Origin of the sequence: Pantoea sp., from assembly GCF_032114055.1 — a bacterium.
Lineage (GTDB): Bacteria > Pseudomonadota > Gammaproteobacteria > Enterobacterales > Enterobacteriaceae > Pantoea.
The window spans coordinates 70,616-84,662 of the sequence record NZ_DAMCTB010000001.1 but is presented as its reverse complement, the minus strand read 5'-3'; the positions used below and the strand labels follow the sequence as shown (position 1 = coordinate 84,662).

16 protein-coding genes are annotated in these 14,047 nt (G+C 57.1%); 10 read left to right on the top strand and 6 right to left on the bottom strand.

Annotation, left to right across the window (positions count from 1 at the left end; genetic code table 11):
* Positions 1–27: 27 nt before the first annotated feature.
* Genes pspC through pspA form a run of 3 tightly spaced genes read right to left on the bottom strand, consistent with a single transcriptional unit; the run spans position 28 to position 1,305 of the window.
* Positions 28–378 carry an envelope stress response membrane protein PspC gene (pspC, locus tag RT657_RS00400; protein ID WP_288478135.1) on the bottom strand — a complete coding sequence of 117 codons (351 nt, stop codon included), beginning with the start codon at positions 376–378 and terminating at the stop codon, positions 28–30.
* A complete protein-coding gene (gene pspB / locus RT657_RS00395; RefSeq protein ID WP_313651454.1) occupies positions 378–605 on the bottom strand; it encodes an envelope stress response membrane protein PspB in 228 nt (75 codons plus the stop codon). Before pspB ends, pspC begins: the two co-directional genes overlap by 1 nt.
* Before the next feature lie 34 nt (positions 606–639).
* Entirely contained in the window at positions 640–1,305 is a 666-nt protein-coding gene (pspA, locus tag RT657_RS00390; RefSeq protein WP_128086857.1) for a phage shock protein PspA, read from the bottom strand.
* A 165-nt stretch (positions 1,306–1,470) separates the two neighbouring features.
* Between pspA and pspF the strand changes: the two genes are divergently transcribed.
* On the top strand, positions 1,471–2,472 hold the full coding sequence (gene pspF, locus RT657_RS00385; protein ID WP_313651450.1) for a phage shock protein operon transcriptional activator: 1,002 nt from the start codon (positions 1,471–1,473) through the stop codon (positions 2,470–2,472).
* 81 nt (positions 2,473–2,553) lie between these two features.
* On the opposite strand, the gene RT657_RS00380 is transcribed toward pspF, so the two are convergent.
* Positions 2,554–2,703 (bottom strand): hypothetical protein, encoded by a 150-nt coding sequence (locus RT657_RS00380; RefSeq protein WP_313651448.1) that lies wholly within the window; start codon positions 2,701–2,703, stop codon positions 2,554–2,556.
* Between the two features lie 171 nt (positions 2,704–2,874).
* Between RT657_RS00380 and sapA the strand changes: the two genes are divergently transcribed.
* The 7 genes from sapA to RT657_RS00345 all read left to right on the top strand — a co-directional run bounded on the left by sapA (position 2,875) and on the right by RT657_RS00345 (position 10,399).
* Entirely contained in the window at positions 2,875–4,497 is a 1,623-nt protein-coding gene (gene sapA / locus RT657_RS00375; protein ID WP_313651446.1) for an ABC transporter substrate-binding protein SapA, read from the top strand.
* Entirely contained in the window at positions 4,498–5,463 is a 966-nt protein-coding gene (sapB, locus tag RT657_RS00370) for a putrescine export ABC transporter permease SapB (RefSeq protein WP_313651444.1), read from the top strand.
* On the top strand, positions 5,450–6,340 hold the full coding sequence (gene sapC / locus RT657_RS00365) for a putrescine export ABC transporter permease SapC (protein ID WP_313651442.1): 891 nt from the start codon (positions 5,450–5,452) through the stop codon (positions 6,338–6,340). The genes sapB and sapC overlap by 14 nt, the downstream gene beginning before the upstream one ends.
* Entirely contained in the window at positions 6,341–7,336 is a 996-nt protein-coding gene (gene sapD, locus RT657_RS00360) for a putrescine export ABC transporter ATP-binding protein SapD (protein WP_313651440.1), read from the top strand.
* A 1-nt stretch (position 7,337) separates the two neighbouring features.
* On the top strand, positions 7,338–8,141 hold the full coding sequence (gene sapF / locus RT657_RS00355) for a putrescine export ABC transporter ATP-binding protein SapF (RefSeq protein WP_313651438.1): 804 nt from the start codon (positions 7,338–7,340) through the stop codon (positions 8,139–8,141).
* A gap of 141 nt (positions 8,142–8,282) precedes the next feature.
* Entirely contained in the window at positions 8,283–9,071 is a 789-nt protein-coding gene (gene fabI / locus RT657_RS00350; protein ID WP_313651436.1) for an enoyl-ACP reductase FabI, read from the top strand.
* A gap of 215 nt (positions 9,072–9,286) precedes the next feature.
* Positions 9,287–10,399 carry an oxidoreductase gene (locus RT657_RS00345; protein WP_313651434.1) on the top strand — a complete coding sequence of 371 codons (1,113 nt, stop codon included), beginning with the start codon at positions 9,287–9,289 and terminating at the stop codon, positions 10,397–10,399.
* Between the two features lie 6 nt (positions 10,400–10,405).
* Here RT657_RS00345 and RT657_RS00340 read toward each other — a convergent pair whose 3' ends face one another.
* Positions 10,406–11,302: a LysR family transcriptional regulator gene (locus RT657_RS00340; RefSeq protein WP_313652671.1), complete on the bottom strand. Its 897-nt coding sequence runs from the start codon at positions 11,300–11,302 to the stop codon at positions 10,406–10,408.
* Between the two features lie 689 nt (positions 11,303–11,991).
* On the opposite strand from RT657_RS00340, the gene RT657_RS00335 reads away from it, so the two are divergent.
* Both RT657_RS00335 and RT657_RS00330 read left to right on the top strand, forming a co-directional pair.
* Entirely contained in the window at positions 11,992–12,198 is a 207-nt protein-coding gene (locus RT657_RS00335; protein WP_313651432.1) for a hypothetical protein, read from the top strand.
* 331 nt (positions 12,199–12,529) lie between these two features.
* Positions 12,530–13,012, top strand: coding sequence for an anti-virulence regulator CigR family protein (locus RT657_RS00330; RefSeq protein ID WP_313651430.1), 483 nt, complete (start codon positions 12,530–12,532; stop codon positions 13,010–13,012).
* A gap of 180 nt (positions 13,013–13,192) precedes the next feature.
* Here the strand turns inward: RT657_RS00330 and RT657_RS00325 are convergent, their stop codons facing one another.
* Entirely contained in the window at positions 13,193–13,915 is a 723-nt protein-coding gene (locus tag RT657_RS00325) for a YoaK family protein (RefSeq protein ID WP_313651428.1), read from the bottom strand.
* Positions 13,916–14,047: the final 132 nt, after the last annotated feature.

Sequence of the window (14,047 nt, the reverse complement as noted above, 5' to 3'; positions counted from 1 at the left end):
GGCCGGAAACGGCCCGGAAACAACGTATCAGATCTGGCGGAAACGGCTGCGCACGCTGAAGGTTTCAGAGGTGACATAGCGTTCCATATCACGCACGCTGCCTTCGTCGCGCTGCAGGGCGCGTTCCAGCTGATCCAGCAGTTCGCTGGCGCTGGGCTGGCGCGCCTCCTCTGTCACAGAGGCGGGTTTCTCATCCAGCACAAAACCCAGTACAAAATAGGCAATGACGGTAAAAAGAAACAGGCCAAAGAACAGGGATAGCACCACGATGACCCGCAGCAGACGCACCGGTATGTCCAGATACTCCGCCAGGCCTGCGCAGACCCCCATCAGTTTTCCTTCAGCGGGCTTGCGCCACAGCTTACGGCCTTTCATCATCATGGCTGCCTCCAGTTCGGATGTTCGGCGTCCAGAATGGCCTCCAGCGCATCGATCCGATCCCGCATCCGCTGCGCGTCCTGGGTGACGCGCTGCAGACGCTGGATTTCGCTTTGCGACAGCTCCGAACCGCCGTTACGCTTGTTGCTGTAATGCAGCCATAACCAGATCGGTGCGACAAACAGCACAAAGATCGTTAAGGGTATGGCGAGAAAAAGTGCGCTCATTGACTCTCCTTAATCACTTTCGCAATGTCGGCAATTACTCACTGCGGTTCATTCTGGCTTTCAGCGCGTTAAGCTGCTGGCTGATCTCGTCATCTGCTTTCAGGTCAGTGAACTGCTGGTCCAGCGTTTTGGGTTTACCAAAACCGTGGCTCTCTGCTTCCGCTTCCATGTGATCAATGCGACGCTCGAAAGACTCAAAGCGTGCCATCGCTTCATCAATTTTGCCGCTGTCCAGCTGACGGCGGACATCGCGGGATGAAGAGGCGGCCTGATGACGCAGGGTCAGCGCCTGCTGGCGGGCACGGGTTTCGCTGAGTTTTTTCTCCAGCTCGCCAATCTCGCCTTTCATCCGCTCCAGCGTCTCTTCAACCTGACTCACTTCCTGCTTCAGCGACGCGATCAGGTCGGTGAGTTTCTGTTTTTCAATGAGCGCAGACCGGGCCAGATCTTCTTTATCTTTGCGCAGCGCCAGCTCCGCTTTTTCCTGCCATTCAGCCTGCTGAATCTCGGCCTGCTCAATACGGCGTGACAGCTGTTTCTTTTCTGCCAGCGCCCGTGCTGAGGTGGAGCGCACTTCAACTAACGTGTCTTCCATCTCCTGAATCATCAGCCGGACCAGCTTCTGCGGATCTTCCGCGCGCTCCAGCAGGGAATTGATGTTGGCGTTCACGATATCGGCGAAACGAGAAAAAATACCCATAATGCTGTTCCTCTTTTGATGTTTTAAATATGTGTTGCCCGGTTTAGTTAATACAAGATGCGTGCCAGTTTTATAAGCCACTGATATTAAATGAATTTAATATTTTACAGCGCCCTCAGCTTGCCCTAAGATAGTCAAAATGATTAATGGGTGGCGAATTTCATCATGACAGGATCAAATGATAATCTGCTGGGCGAGTCGAACAATTTTCTGGAAGTGCTGGAACAGGTTTCTAAGCTGGCCCCGCTGGAGAAACCGGTGCTGGTGATTGGCGAGCGCGGAACGGGTAAAGAGCTTATCGCCAGCCGGCTACATTATCTCTCTGACCGCTGGCAGGGCCCGTTTATCTCACTGAACTGCGCGGCGCTGAATGAGAATCTGCTGGACTCCGAACTCTTCGGACATGAGGCAGGGGCCTTTACCGGCGCACAGAAGCGCCACCTGGGACGTTTTGAGCGTGCGGACGGCGGCACGCTGTTTCTGGATGAACTGGCCACTGCGCCGATGCTGGTGCAGGAAAAGCTGCTGAGGGTGATTGAGTATGGCCAGCTGGAGCGCGTTGGCGGCAATCACTCCCTGCAGGTGAACGTCCGGCTGGTCTGTGCCACGAATGAAGATCTGCCCGCGCTGGCGGCGGCGGGAAAATTCCGCGCCGACCTGCTGGATCGTCTGGCGTTTGATGTGGTGCAGTTACCGCCCCTGCGCGAACGTCGCAGCGATATTCTGGTGATGGCTGAACATTTTGCTATTCAGATGTGCCGCGAGCTTGGCCTGCTGCTTTTTCCTGGCTTTACGCCGCGGGCGCAGCAGGCGCTGCTCGACTATCACTGGCCGGGCAACGTTCGCGAGCTGAAAAACGTGGTGGAGCGTTCGGTTTATCGTCATAACAGCAGCGAGCAGCCGCTGGACAAGGTGATTATCAACCCATTTGCGACGCGCCAGGAGCCGGTCGCGCTTCTGCCTGCCAGTCAGGACGCTGAGAGCCGCGCCCTGCCCGCGCTGCCGCTGGATTTGCGGCAGTGGCAGAATCAGCAGGAGCGCGATCTGGTTGAGTCCAGTCTGCATCAGGCGCGTTATAACCAGCGCCGCGCGGCGGGATTACTCGGCGTCACCTATCATCAGCTGCGCGCGATGATGAAAAAGCACGACATTAAAGCGGAAAACTAATCGGCTGAATGACGGGCTGTTATCTGACGCAGCCGGCAGGTGCGGCGACGCGTGGCCCCGGATAGAAAGTGCGTAGTGTGGTTAACGCTCCGTTCGCGGGACATCAAGACCTGCTGAAGCGGGCAAAAAAAAGCCCGCCATCAGGCGGGCAACAATACTGGAAGCAATGTGAGCAATGTCGTGCTTTTCTCCGGCAGAGCCACCGTCGAATCGCAAAAGAATAATAATCATTCTCATTATCATCTGTAAAGCGTTTATTGAGAATATTTCTCATTACCATATCTTTTGTGTGTGCTATTTCGCGCAGCCATGATGAAAAAGAGGCTGGCAGTCGTCGCAGGTTTTGGGACTCCGCCCGCTTTGCGATACACTCTCACTAATGCCTCAAAACTGTTGAGTTCTATGTCAAAACTACTCTATTCGCTGTTGCTGAGCCTCAGTGCCTTAAGTGTACCTGCATGGTCGGCACCGGCAGGTGATATTCGCCAGACCGGCTTTGTCTATTGTGTCAGCGGCACCCTCAACACCTTTAACCCACAGATGGCCAGCAGCGGGCTGACGGTTGATACGCTGGCGGCGCAGCTGTACGATCGCCTGCTGGACGTTGATCCTTACACCTATCGCCTCAAGCCCGACCTGGCGTCGGGGTGGGAAGTGCGCGATAACGGCGCGACCTATCGCTTTCATCTGCGCAGCGGCGTGCAGTTTCAGCAGACCAATCAGTTCCATCCGACCCGCACGCTGAACGCCGATGATGTGGTTTTCAGCTTTGCCCGGATGTTCGACAGGCATCATCCCTGGCATAACGTCAATGGCGGTTACTATCCCTACTTTGACAGTCTGCAGTTCGCTGATTCCGTACAAAGCGTCAGAAAAATCGATAACAGAACGGTGGAGTTCAGGCTGAACAGCCCGGATGCCTCATTCCTCTGGCACATGGCGACCCACTACGCGCCCGTTCTGTCGAAAGAGTACGCCGATCAGCTCACCGCTCAGGGGCGCCAGGAAGAGCTGGACCGGCAACCGGTCGGCACCGGGCCCTATCAGCTCAGCGAATATCGCACCGGTCAGTACATCCGGCTGGCGCGCAATCCTCACTACTGGAAAGGTGTTCCGCGCCTGCAACAGGCGGTGATCGACCTCGGAACGGGCGGTACCGGACGGCTCTCTAAACTCTTAACCGGTGAATGCGATGTGCTGGCCTATCCCGCAGCCAGCCAGCTGACCATTCTGCGTGACGATCCCCGTCTGCGGATGACGCTGCGTCCCGGTATGAACGTCGCCTATCTGGCCTTTAATACCCGTAAACCGCCACTCGATCGACCCGAGGTGCGTCACGCCCTGTCGCTGGCCATCAACAACGAACGCCTGATGGAGTCCATCTATTACGGCACCGCTGAAACGGCGGCCTCTATCTTACCGCGTGCCTCCTGGGCCTATGATAATGATGCCCGTATCACCAGCTATGATCCCGCGAAGTCCCGCGCGGCGCTGGCGGCGCTGGGGATCAGCGATCTGCATCTGCGACTGGTCGTGCCGGTTGCCTCTCAGTCCTGGAATCCCAGCCCGCTAAAAACCGCAGAACTGCTGCAGGCGGATCTGGCGCAGGTAGGCGTCCAGCTGACAATAGTGCCGGTAGAAGGCCGTTTTCAGGAGGCGCAGCTGATGGCGATGAATCATGATCTGACGCTGGCGGGCTGGGCGACGGACAGTAATGACCCCGACAGCTTCTTCCGGCCTCTGCTCAGCTGTGCGGCAATTCGCTCCCAGACCAATTACGCTCACTGGTGCTCACCCGCTTTCGATGAAACGCTGCAGAATGCCCTGTTATCTCAGCAGCTTGCTGGCCGCATCGACAGTTATGACAAGGCACAGCAGATTCTGGCGCAGGAGCTGCCGGTGCTGCCGCTGGCCTCCTCACTGCGGTTGCAGGCGTTCCGTCATGATATTAAAGGGCTGGTGCTGAGTCCGTTCGGCAACGCGTCGTTTGCCGGGGTTTATCGTGAAAGCGATAAGGAAAAGTAAGTGATTATCTATATTCTTCGGCGTCTGCTGCTGCTGATTATTACCCTGTTTCTGCTGTCGCTGGTCAGCTTCAGCCTGAGCTACTTCACTCCCAACGCGCCGCTGGAAGGCGCCGCGCTCTCTGATGCCTGGTGGTTCTGGTTTAAAGGGATGCTGCAGTTCGATTTCGGCGTCTCCAGTACCAACGGGCAGGAGGTTGGCCTGCAGCTACGTGAAGTTTTCCCGGCGACCATGGAGTTGTGCATCCTGGCCTTCCTGTTTGCCCTGCTGGTGGGGATCTCGCTCGGGATCAGTGCTGGCGTCATGCGCAATAAATGGCAGGACAAAACCATCAGCGCGCTGGCGCTGGTCGGCTTCTCTGCGCCCATTTTCTGGCTCGCGCTGCTGCTGACGCTCTTCTTTTCCCTGACCCTGGGCTGGCTGCCGGTGTCGGGTCGTCACGATCTGCTCTATCCGGTGAAAAATATCTCGGGCTTTGCGCTGATTGACGCCTGGCTGAGCCCCTCACCGTGGCGACACGAGATGATCGTCAGTGCCCTCTCTCACCTGGTGCTGCCGGTGCTGGTACTGGCAATGGCCCCGACGACGGAAGTGATCCGCTTGCTGCGCAACAGCACCAGCGACGTGATGGATAAGAACTATGTCAAAGCAGCCGCCACGCGCGGGCTGTCGCGCTTTACGGTAATCCGCCGCCATGTGCTGCACAATGCGCTGCCGCCGGTGATCCCGCGTCTGGGCCTGCAATTTTCCAGCATGCTGACACTGGCGATGATCACCGAGATGGTTTTTAACTGGCCTGGCCTTGGCCGCTGGCTGATCAATGCCATTCGTCAGCAGGATTATGCGGCGATCTCCGCGGGTGTGATGGTGATCGGCGGGCTGGTGATACTGGTTAACGTGATTTCTGACGTCATTGGTGCGGCGCTGAATCCGCTGAAGCATAAGGAATGGTATGCCCGTCGATAATATCTACGCCGAAAAACGCCTGCCGAGCGCTTTTCGTCAGAGCTGGCAGCATTTCTATAGCAAGCCAATTTCCATGGTCGGATTGTATGGCTTCAGCGCACTGCTGCTGCTCTGTCTGTTCGGCGGCCTGCTCGCGCCCTATGGCATCGATCAGCAGTTTCTTGGCTATCAGTTACTGCCGCCCTCCTGGTCACGCTACGGTGACGTCTCCTTCTTTCTGGGAACGGATGATCTGGGCCGGGATGTTCTGAGCCGCCTGCTGAGCGGTGCGGGCCCGACGGTCGGCTCTGCGATTCTGGTCACGATTTTCGCGACCCTGGGTGCACTGGTGCTGGGCGTACTGGCCGGAATGACGCACGGTATCCGCTCGGCGGTGATGAACCATGTGCTGGATACCCTGCTCTCTATCCCGTCGCTGCTGCTGGCCATTATCGTGGTGGCGTTTCTCGGGCCACGACTGGAACACGCGTTGCTGGCAGTCTGGCTGGCACTGATGCCACGTCTGGTGCGTGAAATTTACAGCGCCGTGCATGATGAACTGGAAAAAGAGTATGTGGTGGCGGCGCGCCTTGACGGGGCCAGCGGGCGTAATATCCTGCGCTACGCCATTATGCCTAACATTTTACCGATGCTGATTACCGAGATCACCCGCGCGCTGTCGATGGCGATTCTCGACATCGCAGCGCTGGGATTTCTCGACCTGGGCGCACAGCTGCCCTCGCCGGAATGGGGTGCGATGCTGGGAGATTCGCTGGAGCTGATCTATGTCGCCCCCTGGACCGTGATGCTGCCCGGCGTGGCGCTGATGGTCAGCGTATTAATTATTAACCTGCTGGGTGACGGCATCCGTCGCGCCGTCGAAGCGGGAGTAGAATAAATGCCGTTACTCGATATCCGTAATCTGACCATTGAATTTATGACCGCTGACGGACCGGTCAAGGCGGTTGATCGCGTGAATCTGACGCTGGGCGAAGGCGAGACCCGCGGGCTGGTGGGCGAGTCCGGTTCCGGTAAAAGTCTGGTGGCCAAAGCTATCTGTGGCGTGACTAATGACAACTGGCGCGTTACCGCCGACCGTATGGTCTTTGATGATGTCGATCTGCTGCGCCTGACGCCGCGTGAACGCCGCCGCATCATCGGACAGAATGTGTCGATGATTTTTCAGGAACCGCAATCCTGTCTTGATCCCTCAGAGCGCATCGGTCGTCAGCTGATGCAGGCGATTCCGCGCTGGACCTACAAAGGCCCCTGGCTGAAACGCTTCTGGTTCTGGCGTAAAACCCGCGCCATCGAACTGCTTCATCGCGTCGGCATCAAAGATCACAAAGATATTATGCGCAGCTTTCCCTATGAGCTGACTGAAGGCGAGTGTCAGAAGGTGATGATTGCCATCGCGCTGGCAAACCAGCCGCGTCTGCTGATTGCCGATGAACCTACCAACGCCATGGAACCCACGACACAGGCGCAGATTTTCCGTCTGCTGAGCCGCCTGAATCAGAACAACAGCACCACGATTCTGCTGATCAGTCACGACCTGCGCACCATGAGCCAGTGGGCTGACCGCATTGACGTAATGTACTGCGGTCAGACGGTGGAAACGGCCCAGAGCGAAGATTTAATGAGTACGCCGCACCATCCCTATACCCAGGCGCTGATTCGGGCAATGCCCGACTTTGGTCGCGCCCTGCCGCACAAAAGCCGTCTCAATACTCTGTCAGGGGCGATTCCATCCCTGGAGAGTCTGCCGATTGGCTGTCGTCTGGGACCCCGTTGCCCTTATGCGCAGCGCAAATGTATTGAGACCCCCCGGCTGACCGGCAGTAAAACGCACCGCTATGCCTGTCATTTCCCGCTGAACATGGAGGGCCAATAACATGGAAACCCTGCTGGAAGTGCGCAATCTGAGTAAAACATTTCGCTACCGCACGGGCCTGTTTCACCGTCAGCACGTAGAGGCGGTGAAATCGGTCAGTTTTACCCTGCGTGAACGGCAGACGCTGGCGATCATCGGTGAAAACGGCTCCGGCAAATCCACGCTGGCGAAGATGCTCAGTGGCATGGTCGCGCCTACCGAAGGGGAGATTCTGATTGACGATCACCCGCTGAGCTTCGGCGATTATGGCTATCGCAGCCAGCGCATCCGCATGATTTTTCAGGACCCGTCCACGTCGCTTAACCCGCGCCAGCGTATCAGTCAGATTCTGGAGTTTCCGCTGCGGCTGAATACCGACCTCGATGCAGAGGCACGCGAGAAGCGCATCATTGCTACCCTGCGCCAGGTGGGATTGCTGCGCGATCACGCCGGATACTATCCGCACATGCTGGCGCCCGGTCAGAAGCAGCGTCTGGGCCTGGCGCGCGCGCTGATCCTGCAACCGAAAGTGATTGTGGCCGACGAAGCCCTGGCGTCGCTGGATATGACGATGCGTTCCCAGTTGGTGAATCTGATGCTGGAGCTGCAGGAAAAGCATGGCATCGCTTACATCTATGTGACCCAGCATCTGGGGATGATGAAGCACATCAGCGACAAAGTGCTGGTGATGCATCAGGGCGAAGTGGTAGAACGCGGCGGCACTGCAGATGTGCTGGCCTCTCCACTGCACGATCTGACCCGACGACTGATCAGCAGCCACTTTGGCGAGGCGTTAAGTGCCGAAGCCTGGCGGCGCGAGCGCTGATTTTTACCGCCTGTCGCGGAAATTGCGGGTCGATTTACCTGATTTATGAGAGACGTGCTAGAATCCGCACGTCGATTAACGTCGGTCGCTTACTTTTTAACCATGCGGCCGCCAACTACAATGACCATAAGGATTACAGCTATGGGTTTTCTTTCCGGTAAGCGCATTCTGATTACTGGCGTTGCCAGTAAACTTTCCATCGCCTACGGTATTGCACAGGCGATGCACAAACAGGGCGCAGAGCTGGCTTTCACCTACCAGAACGACAAGTTAAAAGGTCGTGTGGAAGAGTTTGCCAAAGAGTTGGGTTCAGACATCGTACTGCCATGTGACGTGGCCGAAGATGAGAGCATCAAATCTCTGTTCACTGAACTGGCAAAAACCTGGCCGAAATTTGACGGTTTCGTTCACTCTATCGGTTTCGCCCCAAGCGAGCAGCTGGTTGGCGACTATGTGAACGCCGTTACCCGCGAAGGCTTCAAAATCGCGCATGACATCAGTGCCTACAGTTTCGTGGCGATGGCAAAAGAGTGCCGCGAGATGCTGAACCCGCACTCTGCGCTGCTGACGCTCTCTTACCTGGGTGCTGAGCGCGCCATCCCGAACTACAACGTAATGGGTCTGGCGAAAGCCTCTCTGGAAGCCAACGTGCGTTACATGGCAAACGCTATGGGTCCGGAAGGCGTACGTGTTAACGCCGTATCTGCCGGTCCTATCCGTACCCTGGCCGCCTCAGGCATCAAAGATTTCCGTAAGATGCTGGCACACTGCGAAGCGGTCACCCCGATTCGCCGCACTGTGACCATTGAAGATGTCGGCAACTCAGCTGCGTTCCTCTGCTCTGATCTGGCTGGCGGCATCACCGGTGAAGTGGTCCACGTTGATGGCGGCTTCAGCATTGCCGCGATGAACGAACTGGAACTGAAATAAGTGCCGGAGGGCGAGCCTGGCTCGCCCTTTTCCTTCCCTCTGCCCCCCTAACCTGCCTGATTTTTCTGCCGTTATACCGTAACGCTATTATTTATCACCGATCATTCTTTTGCCCCGGACTGGCCATCAGCGACGATAAGCCTGCTCTTCGGTTTATGCACATTTTCAGATTCTGCCGCCTGCATACCGAACCCGAATCTGCAAAAGGATTGATCATGGAACAACGCCGCTATCCGGGCCATAACCACTGGTTTTACGAGAGCCAGACCCGTCCACGGACTTCTCAGGCCGCGCCGCTGGTACCCGAGGCCGCTCATATTGACGATCGTTTCCTGCTGGGCTGCCACGCTGATAATGCTGAAATGCAGGCGCTGCTGAAGGGACATCAGCCCGCCCTGCTGGCAGGCCGCGATCTGGCGCAGCGTCTTTTCCCCGATCGCGTGGTGACATCGCTCACTCACACGTTAACACTTTATGATCGCCTCAGCATCGCGCTGACGGTGGCACAGGTCGCGGGTGTGCAGCGGTTGTGTAATCACTACTCTGCGCGCCTGAATCCGCTGCCCGGACCGGACTCTTCACGCGAGAGCAATAATCGTCTGACCCAGATTACGCAGTATGCGCGCCAGCTGGCGATGCAGCCCGGGCTGATTAGCGCCAGCGCAATCGCAGCACTGGATACCGTTGGCCTGACGGAACCCGATATTGTGACACTGAACCAGGTGATCGGTTTTGTCAGTTATCAGGCCCGGGTAGTCGCGGGTCTGCAGGCGCTGCAGGCTCAGCCGGTTCGCTGGCTGCCCGGCAGTACCGCACCACCCGATGCAGACACCACCGGATTCGACCAGCCTGGCCGCTGGCAGCCCGCGCTGAAGCCGCTGGCGTTGCGCTATGCCAGTGCGGAGCAGCTTGCGGCCATTACACGCTGCCAGTCTCTTCCGGGAATGCAGGAGGCTGTATGGCTGCTGGCCCACGACCCCTCTGCTCTCTGCGGCTGGGCGCAACTCTGCCAGCATCTGCCGCAGCACCCTGCCCTGGCGGAGGCAACTGCGGCCCGCATTCTGGGCAGCCGCTGGGCATTCCGGCTGCTGCCGGGGAGTGAAATATTGATTGATGGGGTCGATGAGGCTGGCGCCACAGGCGAGCAGCAGCAGATTGTTGCGCTGGCAGCGCAGCTGACCCGCTCTCCCGAACGCGTCAGCGCAGCCCATCTGCAACCGCTGATTGCGGCAGGCTGGGAGGCGGATGCCGTGTTCGCACTAATCCAGCGTGTCGCCATTGGCAACTGGAACAGTCGGCTGTTCTATGCGCTTGGCGAAACACAGTAGCCGCGGTTAGCACGGCAGCCGCGCACGCGCTTCGTCGAAGAAGTGCTGCGCAAGCGGTGTGGCCCGGCCCGGTTCAGCGATGACCAGCGCCGCCTGACGTGCCATGGGCGGCAGCGTAATCGCGCGCTGCTGCAGTCCCTGGAGTGAAGCCGGCAGCAGATGTCCGACCGGCGACACCAGTAACCCAAGACCGACCTGCGCGCACTGCATCAGCTGCATCACTGAGGCGCTCTCCACAATAACTCTCGGCACCAGCGCCGCTTCGCGAAACGCCATATCGAGATAGCGACGGAAGTAGCGTGTTGGCTCTGCCAGGCAGAGAGGCTGTTGCGCCAGTTCAGCCAGCGTCAGCGGCGTTTCCCCTGCCAGCATGGGAAAATGGTCAGGATGAAACACGGCCTCCACCCCCTGATCTGCCAGCATCTCCGTCTGGAAATGCAGTTCCCTCAGCGTCGCCATCTCAAAAAAGCCGATACCGACGTCTACAGTGTGGCTGTTCAGCGCTTCCAGCAACTGGTCGGCGCTCAGTACGGCAATGCGGTAGTCGAGCTGAGGATAATGTGACTGCACCGCTTTCAGTAGCAGCGGTAAAGCCATACTGCACTGCGGCACCACGCCCACCCGCAGCGTGCCGTTCACCCCATGTTTCAGTGATTCAACTTCAAGCTTGAGCCCCTGATAGACTGAGACGATCTCCCGTGCCCAGGCCAGCACGCGATCCCCCTCCGGGGTAAAACCGGCGAAGTTATTGCTGCGGTTGATCAGTGGCAGGCCCAGCTCACGCTCCAGGTTTTTCAGGCGCATTGAGAGTGTAGGCTGTGTTACAAAACTGGCTTCAGCGGCCCGCCCGAAATGGCGTTCACGCTCCAGATTACACAAGTAAATCAATTGTTTGATGTCGATATTTTTTTACCATCAGTGACGTAAGGATTCATCTTTCAGCCAGCCATCTATTAGGGCCAACCGGGGTACTGAATACGTTAATACGTTTAACGACTATGATGACGTTCATAGTATGCCGAATATCACCCTGCTTCAAACCACCCCACTGCTGACCTGCCATTTCGCCAGCGTATAAAGCGCCTCCGCGACAGTCGCTGACGCTGCGGAACCCCCGTTGTGTTACCCGATCTTAAAGTGTCGGTTGCTCAGATGCGAAGCCGATAACGCATTTATGCGTCCTGGCCCGGTTTTCTGACACAGGGAATAGGCGGCGCTGGCTGCGTTGTGGGTAGCATCAGGCGGGTCAGGCCATGCAGAGAAGTGCAGGATCAAAAAAAGTCGTGCGCTTATCACCAGACCAGACGCAAGCATAAGGCTTAGTCATGAAGATGCAGGGCGACCCGTTAGCGGCTGCTCGTCACCGATAAACTGGCTGTTCAGGGACAGACCTCAGGTAGCGTCGGCGTCTTAAGCATCCTCTGTTCGCCAGATTGCGCTATCCTGTTACGCCGTACCTCACGATTTCCATTGCAGAGAGGCCCCCTCTGCTGATTCTTCTGCAGCTATCAGGCTATTCTGTCCTCTGACGGTTTTTTGCAGATAACAATTTATGTTTTAATAATTAAAATTTGAAGAGGTTATAGTTATTTATGGATGAGATAGATTTAGCTCAGGAGCGTGAAGAGGCGCATCTTGCGGCCTCCCTGGCAGCACGTAAGCCAAAAGTCGTGAGCCCCGACGGCATGTGCATCTGGTGCAAAGATGAATCTGTGGTGGCGGATACGGCTTTCTGTTCTGTTGAGTGCGATGAGGATTATCACAAGTATCGTCGGGAGCAGCGTCAGCGTATCAGCTGACGCACGGATCAATCGGCCCTGATGCCTCCAGCGTTGCGTTCTGTATGTTGCTCAGCGCCCGGCGCCCCCGCCGGATCCTTATCCGGCGCATAACCGGCTCTGACACGCCACCGGCAGCGAAAACCCCACCAGCGGGCTATTCCTGACCCTTCCGGCTGAGATAGGCTTTTGCCGGTCTCACCGCAGCACAACAGGCTATGCGTAACGCTGCCGATGCCTGTTATCCCACACAGCGCCGTTTTTATGCATCGCGCCTGGTCACATTTACCTTCGGCGTCATTCCAGTCCATACTCAATAAAAAAGATACGTTGATTCTGAGGAGTCAGACTTATGCAAAAGCATCGCCCTCTTGTTTCACTTCTGGCACTGGTTCTGGGGCTCGCCGTTTTTGCGTCGCCAGGCTCTGCAAATCCCGGCAATGGCAATGGCAATGGCAATGGCCATCATGGAAATAAGGGTGCTCACGGCAATCAGGGGCGTCATGACGATAAGCCGAAAAAGAGACATCAGGGACCTGAAAACAGGGGGCAGCCTGACCGCGTGGGATCGGATATCAATTTCTCACGGGCACGTACGCTGGCGGTTAATTATGGTCTGGTTAATTACCCCTCTTTGCCACCGGGCATCGCTAAACAGGTCGCGCGTGGCAAGCCTTTACCGCCGGGTATCGCTAAAAAAAGTCTGCCTGCTTCAATGATCAATGAACTGCCCTACTATCCCGGCTACGAGTGGCGGGCAGTAGGTAACGATTTAGTGCTTATTGCCCTGAGCACGGCTGTGGTGACGGCTGTCATCAATGGTGTATTTGACTGATATCCACTCTCCCGGATGAAATGAACTGCGGCGCTTTTGCAGGCACGTCTCTCCTGACAGCCGGCGTGCCTGCCACGTGGAATATGACTTTGTGCGGCGGTGGTTAACCTGGCTATTGTTCTCACCGGGCGGCGAACCGCATCGGGCGCAGCCTCCGCCAACAGTGCAAGAACCGGCACTTCACCCTTTCTGTTTCCTCTGTCTGGTACAGATCGTTTTCAGCGCCAGGCAAATTAACCCGCCCCCCACCGGCAGCAGAAAGTTGTCGCCGAGCAGTCTGTAAAGTCCTATTCCGGCCACCCCGCCTGCGAGAAACGCCAGCAGTGTGAGCGAGTGCAGGCGCAGGCGGCTGAAATAGAGCGGCGTCTCTTTAGGTGACGCCTTGCGTCGAAGCACTTCAAACAACATCGCCAGCTCGATGCCGATATCCGTCGCCGTGCCGGAAACATGGGTCGTACGTACCCGGGCATTGGAGATTCGGGTGACTACCGCATTTTGCAGACCCATTAAAAAGCTCAGACTGGTAATTAGTACCACACCGGTAGCGTGAGGGGAAAAGAGCTGTTCCACGCCCCCCAGTATCATCAGTGCGGCGCCCTCAGTGAGAATGACAAAGGCATAAATGGTGCGGATATTCCGGCGCTGCCCGGCATTAATGATCAGCGTCGAGCAGGCGGATCCCGCAATAAAAAGCAGCACGACAGAAAGGAAAAAAAGGCCCGGTCCCGCATTCGCTTTGGCCAGCTGATCGGACAACAGCGAGACATTACCGGTCATATTGGCAGAAAAAAAACCGACGATCTCAAAGGCGGCAGTGTTCAGCGCGCCTGCGGCAGCGGCCAGCGTGCAGGCCAGTCGGGTATCTGCGCTGCTGCTGCGGGCATTTTCGGTGCTGATTAGCATGACGCCCCCTTACGATGAAAGCCCTATTTTCCGCCGATCCTTTCCCGGCCACAAGTCACTGAATCGATGCTCGCGTTTATTGCGATATTGCCGCGCGGAACCGCAGTCCGGTTCCGCGCGGCTGAGGCTCAG

Excerpts from the sequence above, each read along its gene's own strand:
- pspC (WP_288478135.1), bottom strand. The coding sequence starts at position 378 with ATGATGAAAGGCCGTAAGCTGTGGCGCAAGCCCGCTGAAGGAAAACTG.
- pspB (WP_313651454.1), bottom strand. The coding sequence starts at position 605 with ATGAGCGCACTTTTTCTCGCCATACCCTTAACGATCTTTGTGCTGTTT.
- pspA (WP_128086857.1), bottom strand. The coding sequence starts at position 1,305 with ATGGGTATTTTTTCTCGTTTCGCCGATATCGTGAACGCCAACATCAAT.
- pspF (WP_313651450.1), top strand. The coding sequence starts at position 1,471 with ATGACAGGATCAAATGATAATCTGCTGGGCGAGTCGAACAATTTTCTG.
- RT657_RS00380 (WP_313651448.1), bottom strand. The coding sequence starts at position 2,703 with ATGATTATTATTCTTTTGCGATTCGACGGTGGCTCTGCCGGAGAAAAG.
- sapA (WP_313651446.1), top strand. The coding sequence starts at position 2,875 with ATGTCAAAACTACTCTATTCGCTGTTGCTGAGCCTCAGTGCCTTAAGT.
- sapC (WP_313651442.1), top strand. The coding sequence starts at position 5,450 with ATGCCCGTCGATAATATCTACGCCGAAAAACGCCTGCCGAGCGCTTTT.
- sapD (WP_313651440.1), top strand. The coding sequence starts at position 6,341 with ATGCCGTTACTCGATATCCGTAATCTGACCATTGAATTTATGACCGCT.
- sapF (WP_313651438.1), top strand. The coding sequence starts at position 7,338 with ATGGAAACCCTGCTGGAAGTGCGCAATCTGAGTAAAACATTTCGCTAC.
- fabI (WP_313651436.1), top strand. The coding sequence starts at position 8,283 with ATGGGTTTTCTTTCCGGTAAGCGCATTCTGATTACTGGCGTTGCCAGT.
- RT657_RS00345 (WP_313651434.1), top strand. The coding sequence starts at position 9,287 with ATGGAACAACGCCGCTATCCGGGCCATAACCACTGGTTTTACGAGAGC.
- RT657_RS00335 (WP_313651432.1), top strand. The coding sequence starts at position 11,992 with ATGGATGAGATAGATTTAGCTCAGGAGCGTGAAGAGGCGCATCTTGCG.
- RT657_RS00330 (WP_313651430.1), top strand. The coding sequence starts at position 12,530 with ATGCAAAAGCATCGCCCTCTTGTTTCACTTCTGGCACTGGTTCTGGGG.
- RT657_RS00325 (WP_313651428.1), bottom strand. The coding sequence starts at position 13,915 with ATGCTAATCAGCACCGAAAATGCCCGCAGCAGCAGCGCAGATACCCGA.